We start from the raw sequence: 4,674 nt of genomic DNA on the forward strand, positions 1-4,674 counted from the left end.
GCGGGTCGCGCTGGTCGAGAAGGACGACTTCGCCTCGGGGACGTCGTCGAAGTCGTCCAAGATGGTGCACGGCGGCCTGCGCTACATCGAGCAGGGCAACCTCGGGCTCGTCCGGCACTCGCTGCTGGAGCGGCAGCGGTTCCGGAAGAACGCGCCGCACCTGGTGCACCGGCTGCCGTTCCTGTTCCCGCTGCTCAAGCGGGACGGCGTGTTCGACCCGCGGCTGGCCAAGGCGTTCGAGGGCCTGCTGTGGACCTACGACCTGCTCGGCGGCTGGCGGATCGGCCGGCTGCACCAGCGGCTGACCGTGAACGAGGTGCTCGCGCACGCGCCGACGCTGCGCGCCGACCAGCTCACCGGCGGCCTGCTGTACTTCGACGGCCGCGCCGACGACGCGCGGCTGACGCTGACGATCGTCCGGACGGCCGCGGCGCTCGGCGCGACCGTCCTCAACGGGACCCGGGTCGAGAACGTCACGACGGACGCGTCCGGCCGGGTGACCGGTGCGCGCGTCGCGGCGGACGGCGAGGAGTTCGACATCCGGGCCTCGGCCGTGGTGAACGCGACCGGCGTGTGGAGCGACGCGCTGGACTCGATGGCCGAGTCCGGGCACTCCCCGCAGGTCAGGCCCGCCAAGGGCGTCCACATCGTGGTGCCGTGGAGCAAGCTGCGGATCGACTGCACCGTGACCGTCCCGATCCCGGGCCGGGCCCGGCGCGCCACCTGCACCCGCTGGGGCAACGCGGTCGTCCTCGGCACGACCGACGAGGACTACCAGGGGTCGCTGGAGGACGTCCTGTGCACCAAGGAGGAGATGGACTTCCTCCTGGAGGGCGCGAACACCGCGTTCGACGTCCAGCTCACCCCGGACGACGTCCTCGGCAGCATCGCCGGGCTGCGCCCGCTGGTCGGCGGCAAGGAGGGCGCGACGCTCGACATGAGCCGCGACCACCGGATCACCGTCGGCAGGGGCGGCATGGTCACCGTCACCGGCGGCAAGCTCACCACCAGCCGCCACATGGGCGAGCTGGTCGTGGACGAGGTCATGAAGGTCCTCGGCCGCAAGGGCCGCAGCCGCACCGTGAACCTGCCGCTGCTCGGCGGCGCGGGCTACGACGCCGAGGCCGTCGCCGCGTCCGGCGGGATCGCCGCGCACCTGGGCGAGCGGTACGGCACCGAGGCCCGGTTCGTGCACGACCTGATCGCCGAGGACGCCTCGCTCGCCGAGCCCGTCATCCCCGGCATGCCGTACACCAGGGCCGAGGTCGTCTACGCGGCCCGCTGCGAGCTGGCCCGGTCGGTGGACGACGTGCTGTCCCGCCGCACCCGCGCCCGGCTGTTCGGCCGGGACGCCTCCGCCGAGGCCGCCCAGGCCGTCGGCGAGCTGCTCGGCGCCGAACTCGGCCTCACCCCGCAGCAGATCGACGCGCAGGTCGCGGAGTACCGCGCCGCCGTCGCCCACGAGAAGTCCGTCCTGCTCGAAGGAGTCTCCGCATGATCAGCCGCCAGACCATCACCCACCCGTTCAACCGGGGCGACTACGTCGTGGGCGCGCCGAGCCCGTCCCGCTGGGCGAGGAACACCGCGGTCGGCGACGGCCCGGCGGCGCTCCAGGGCGAGGTCGTGACCGTCCCGGACGCCGTGGTCGAGGCCCTGCGCGGCGCGGCCAAGGCCGCCCACACCGCGCGGGACGAGGTCGTCGCCCGCACCCGCGACTGGTGGGCCGGGTCCATGATCGGCGAGACCGACGGACGCCCCGCCACCCCGGACGCGGTGGTCGTGGAGGCCGCCGACGCCGACCAGGTCGCGGCCGTCCTGCGGATCTGCCACGAGCACGGCATCCCGGTCACGCCGTCCGCCGGGCGCAGCAACGTCACGGGCGCGGCCCTGCCGGTGTTCGGCGGCGTCGTCCTGGACCTGTGCGCGCTGAACCAGATCACCTCCTTCGACAAGGAGTCGCTGATCGTGGACGTCCAGGCGGGCATGTTCGGCGACCTGTTCGAGAAGCGGCTCCAGGAGGAGTTCGGGGCGACGACCGGGCACTGGCCGTCCGCGTTCGCGATCTCCACGGTCGGCGGCTGGATCGCCTGCCGCGGGGCCGGGCAGCTCTCCACCCGCTACGGCAAGATCGAGGACATGGTCCTCGGCGTGGACGTCGTGCACGCCGACGGCACCCGCGCCACCTACGGCGACTACCCGCGCGCCGCGGTCGGCCCGGACCTGCGGCAGCTGTTCGTCGGGTCCGAGGGCACGCTCGGCGTGATCGTCTCGGCGCGGCTGCGCGTCCACCCGCTGCCCGAGTACGCGAGCGCGCTCGCCTTCGGGTTCGAGACGTTCGCCGAGGGCCTGGACGCCTGCCGCAAGATCCTCCAGCGCGGCGCGACCCCGGCCGTCCTGCGGCTCTACGACAAGCTGGAGAGCGGCGTCCACTTCGGCCACCCGGACACCAACCTGCTGCTCATCGCGGACGAGGGCGACCCCGAGCTGATCGACGCCGGGCTGCGGGTCAGCGACGAGGTCTGCCGCGCGACCGGCGGCACGGAGCTGGACGGCAAGGCCGTGTTCGAGCGCTGGCTGGACGAGCGGATGCTGGTCGGCAAGTCCGCCGACGGGTTCAAGCCGGGGCCGGGCTTCGTCGCCGACACCCTGGAGATGGCCGCGTCCTGGACCGCCCTCCCGGCCGTCTACGACGACGTGGTCGCCGCGATCCAGGGCGTCCCGGGCACCCTCGCCGCGTCCGCGCACCAGTCGCACGCCTACACCGACGGCGCCTGCGTCTACTTCTCGCTGCGCGGCGACGTCGACCCGGACAAGCGCCGCGACTGGTACCGCGCGGTGTGGGACGCCGCCAACGGCGTCCTGATCCGGCACGGCAGCGCGATCAGCCACCACCACGGCTGCGGGCTGCTGCGCGGCCCCTACATGGAGGACGCGCTCGGCGCCGGTTTCGCGACGTTCCGGGCCGTCAAGGACGCCCTGGACCCCGCCGGCATCCTGAACCCTGGCAAGCTGGGTCTTCCCAGCCGTTTCGGCACGTCACCGCTGCACTAGACGTGCCGGCCCTTACCCGCCACGGGGGCAGAACATGAACTCCAGCAGGCCGTCCGCCGCGTCCGCCGTCAACCGGACGCTGCCCCGGCTCGCCGCGGCCCTGCACGAGGTGCCGGTGATCGGCTCGGTCGTCGGCACCCAGCGGGTGCGCGGCTTCGTCGAGTCGCCGGCGCACGTGTGCATCCTGGCGAACGTCGCGGTCGGCCAGCTCGGGGGCGTCCTCGCCGCGCTGCGCGGCGCGGGCAAGACCGTGTTCGTCAACGTGGACAGCTGCCCCGGTCTCGCCCAGGACCGGGGCGCGCTGGAGTTCCTGCGCGACAACGGCGCGCAGGGCGCGGTGAGCACCCGGCTGTCGCTGATCGAGAAGGGCCACTCGCTCGACCTGCTCACCATGATGAAGGTGTTCGTCACCGACCGCTCCAACCTGCGGCGCAGCCTGGACGCGGTGTCCCGCGGCCGCCCCGACCTGGTCGAGGTCATGCCCGCGCCGATCGCGGCGCGGCTCGACCCCGAGGCCAAGCGCCTGCTCAGCCCCTACGTCGCGGCCGGTTTCGTGGAGACCGAGCGCGACGCCGCCACCGCGCTCGCCCTCGGCGCGGCGGCCGTGGCCACCTCCGACCCCCGGCTCTGGCACCTGCGCCGCGAGCGGCTCGCCGCCGACGGCAGCGCGGCCGGGGCTCCCTCCAACGTCTCCACCGCGCCCACCGCCCCCTCCAAGAAAGGCAACGCATGAGCTTCGTCGTCGTCGCCCGCTACCTCGCCGCCCCCGGTGAACGGGACGGCCTGCTGCCCCTGCTGGACGAGATGGCCCGCGAGTCCCGGAAGGAGCCCGGCAACCTCGCCTACCGCGCGCACGTCGGCACCGAGGACGAGCGGCTCGTCGTCCTGTACGAGGAGTACGTCTCCGAGGAGGCGTTCAAGGCGCACTGCGAGACCGAGCACTTCCGGCGGATCGTGCTCGGGCAGATCGTCCCGAGGCTGGAGAGCCGCGAGGTGTACCGGCTGAGCCCGCGCGGGGAGGCGTGATGCGGACGCAGGCGGCGGTCCTCCGCGAGACGTCCCGACCCCGCCCCTACTCGGAGACCGCGCCCCTCGGCATCGAGGAGATCGAGCTCGGCGCGCCGCGCGGCGGCGAGGTGCTGGTGCGCATCGCCGCGGCGGGCCTGTGCCACTCCGACCTGTCGGTCGTGAACGGCGACCGGGTCCGTCCGCTGCCGATGGCCCTCGGGCACGAGGCGGTCGGCGTGGTCGAGCAGGTCGGGCCGGGCGTGCGGGGCCTGACCGAGGGGCAGCACGTCTGCCTGGTGTTCGTGCCGAGCTGCGGACGCTGCAAGCGCTGCGACGAGGGCCGTCCGGCGCTGTGCGCGAACGCGGCGGCGGCGAACGGCGCGGGCGCCCTGCTGCACGGGCCGTCCCTGCTGCGGGACGCGGCGGGGGAGCTCGTCCACCACCACCTGGGCGTCTCGGCGTTCGCGCAGTACGCGGTCATCGCCGAGGAGTCGGCCGTGCCGATCCCGGACGACGTGCCGTTCGAGGTCGCGGCGCTGTTCGGCTGCGCCGTCCTGACGGGGGCCGGCGCGGTCGTGAACACGGCGGCCGTCCGTCCCGGGCAGTCGGTCGCGG

5 protein-coding genes are annotated in these 4,674 nt (G+C 74.0%); all 5 read left to right on the forward strand.

Translation table 11 applies throughout. From position 1 onward, the window contains the following. On the forward strand, positions 1 to 1,498 hold a 1,498-nt coding region (locus AB0J52_RS28040; RefSeq protein ID WP_500185404.1), incomplete at its 5' end, for a glycerol-3-phosphate dehydrogenase/oxidase. Next, positions 1,495 to 3,051: an FAD-binding oxidoreductase gene (locus AB0J52_RS28045; RefSeq protein ID WP_500185405.1), complete on the forward strand. Its 1,557-nt coding sequence runs from the start codon at positions 1,495 to 1,497 to the stop codon at positions 3,049 to 3,051. The genes AB0J52_RS28040 and AB0J52_RS28045, both read left to right, overlap by 4 nt. Positions 3,052 to 3,085: 34 nt before the next feature. Beyond that, positions 3,086 to 3,784: a glycerol-3-phosphate responsive antiterminator gene (locus AB0J52_RS28050; RefSeq protein ID WP_500185407.1), complete on the forward strand. Its 699-nt coding sequence runs from the start codon at positions 3,086 to 3,088 to the stop codon at positions 3,782 to 3,784. Then, positions 3,781 to 4,077 carry a putative quinol monooxygenase gene (locus tag AB0J52_RS28055; RefSeq protein ID WP_500185409.1) on the forward strand — a complete coding sequence of 99 codons (297 nt, stop codon included), beginning with the start codon at positions 3,781 to 3,783 and terminating at the stop codon, positions 4,075 to 4,077. Before AB0J52_RS28050 ends, AB0J52_RS28055 begins: the two co-directional genes overlap by 4 nt. Beyond that, positions 4,077 to 4,674 (forward strand): alcohol dehydrogenase catalytic domain-containing protein (locus AB0J52_RS28060; protein WP_500185410.1); only part of this gene is annotated, 598 nt, incomplete at its 3' end. The genes AB0J52_RS28055 and AB0J52_RS28060, both read left to right, overlap by 1 nt.

Origin of the sequence: Spirillospora sp. NPDC049652 (assembly GCF_040675125.1) — a bacterium.
Classification (GTDB): domain Bacteria; phylum Actinomycetota; class Actinomycetes; order Streptosporangiales; family Streptosporangiaceae; genus Spirillospora.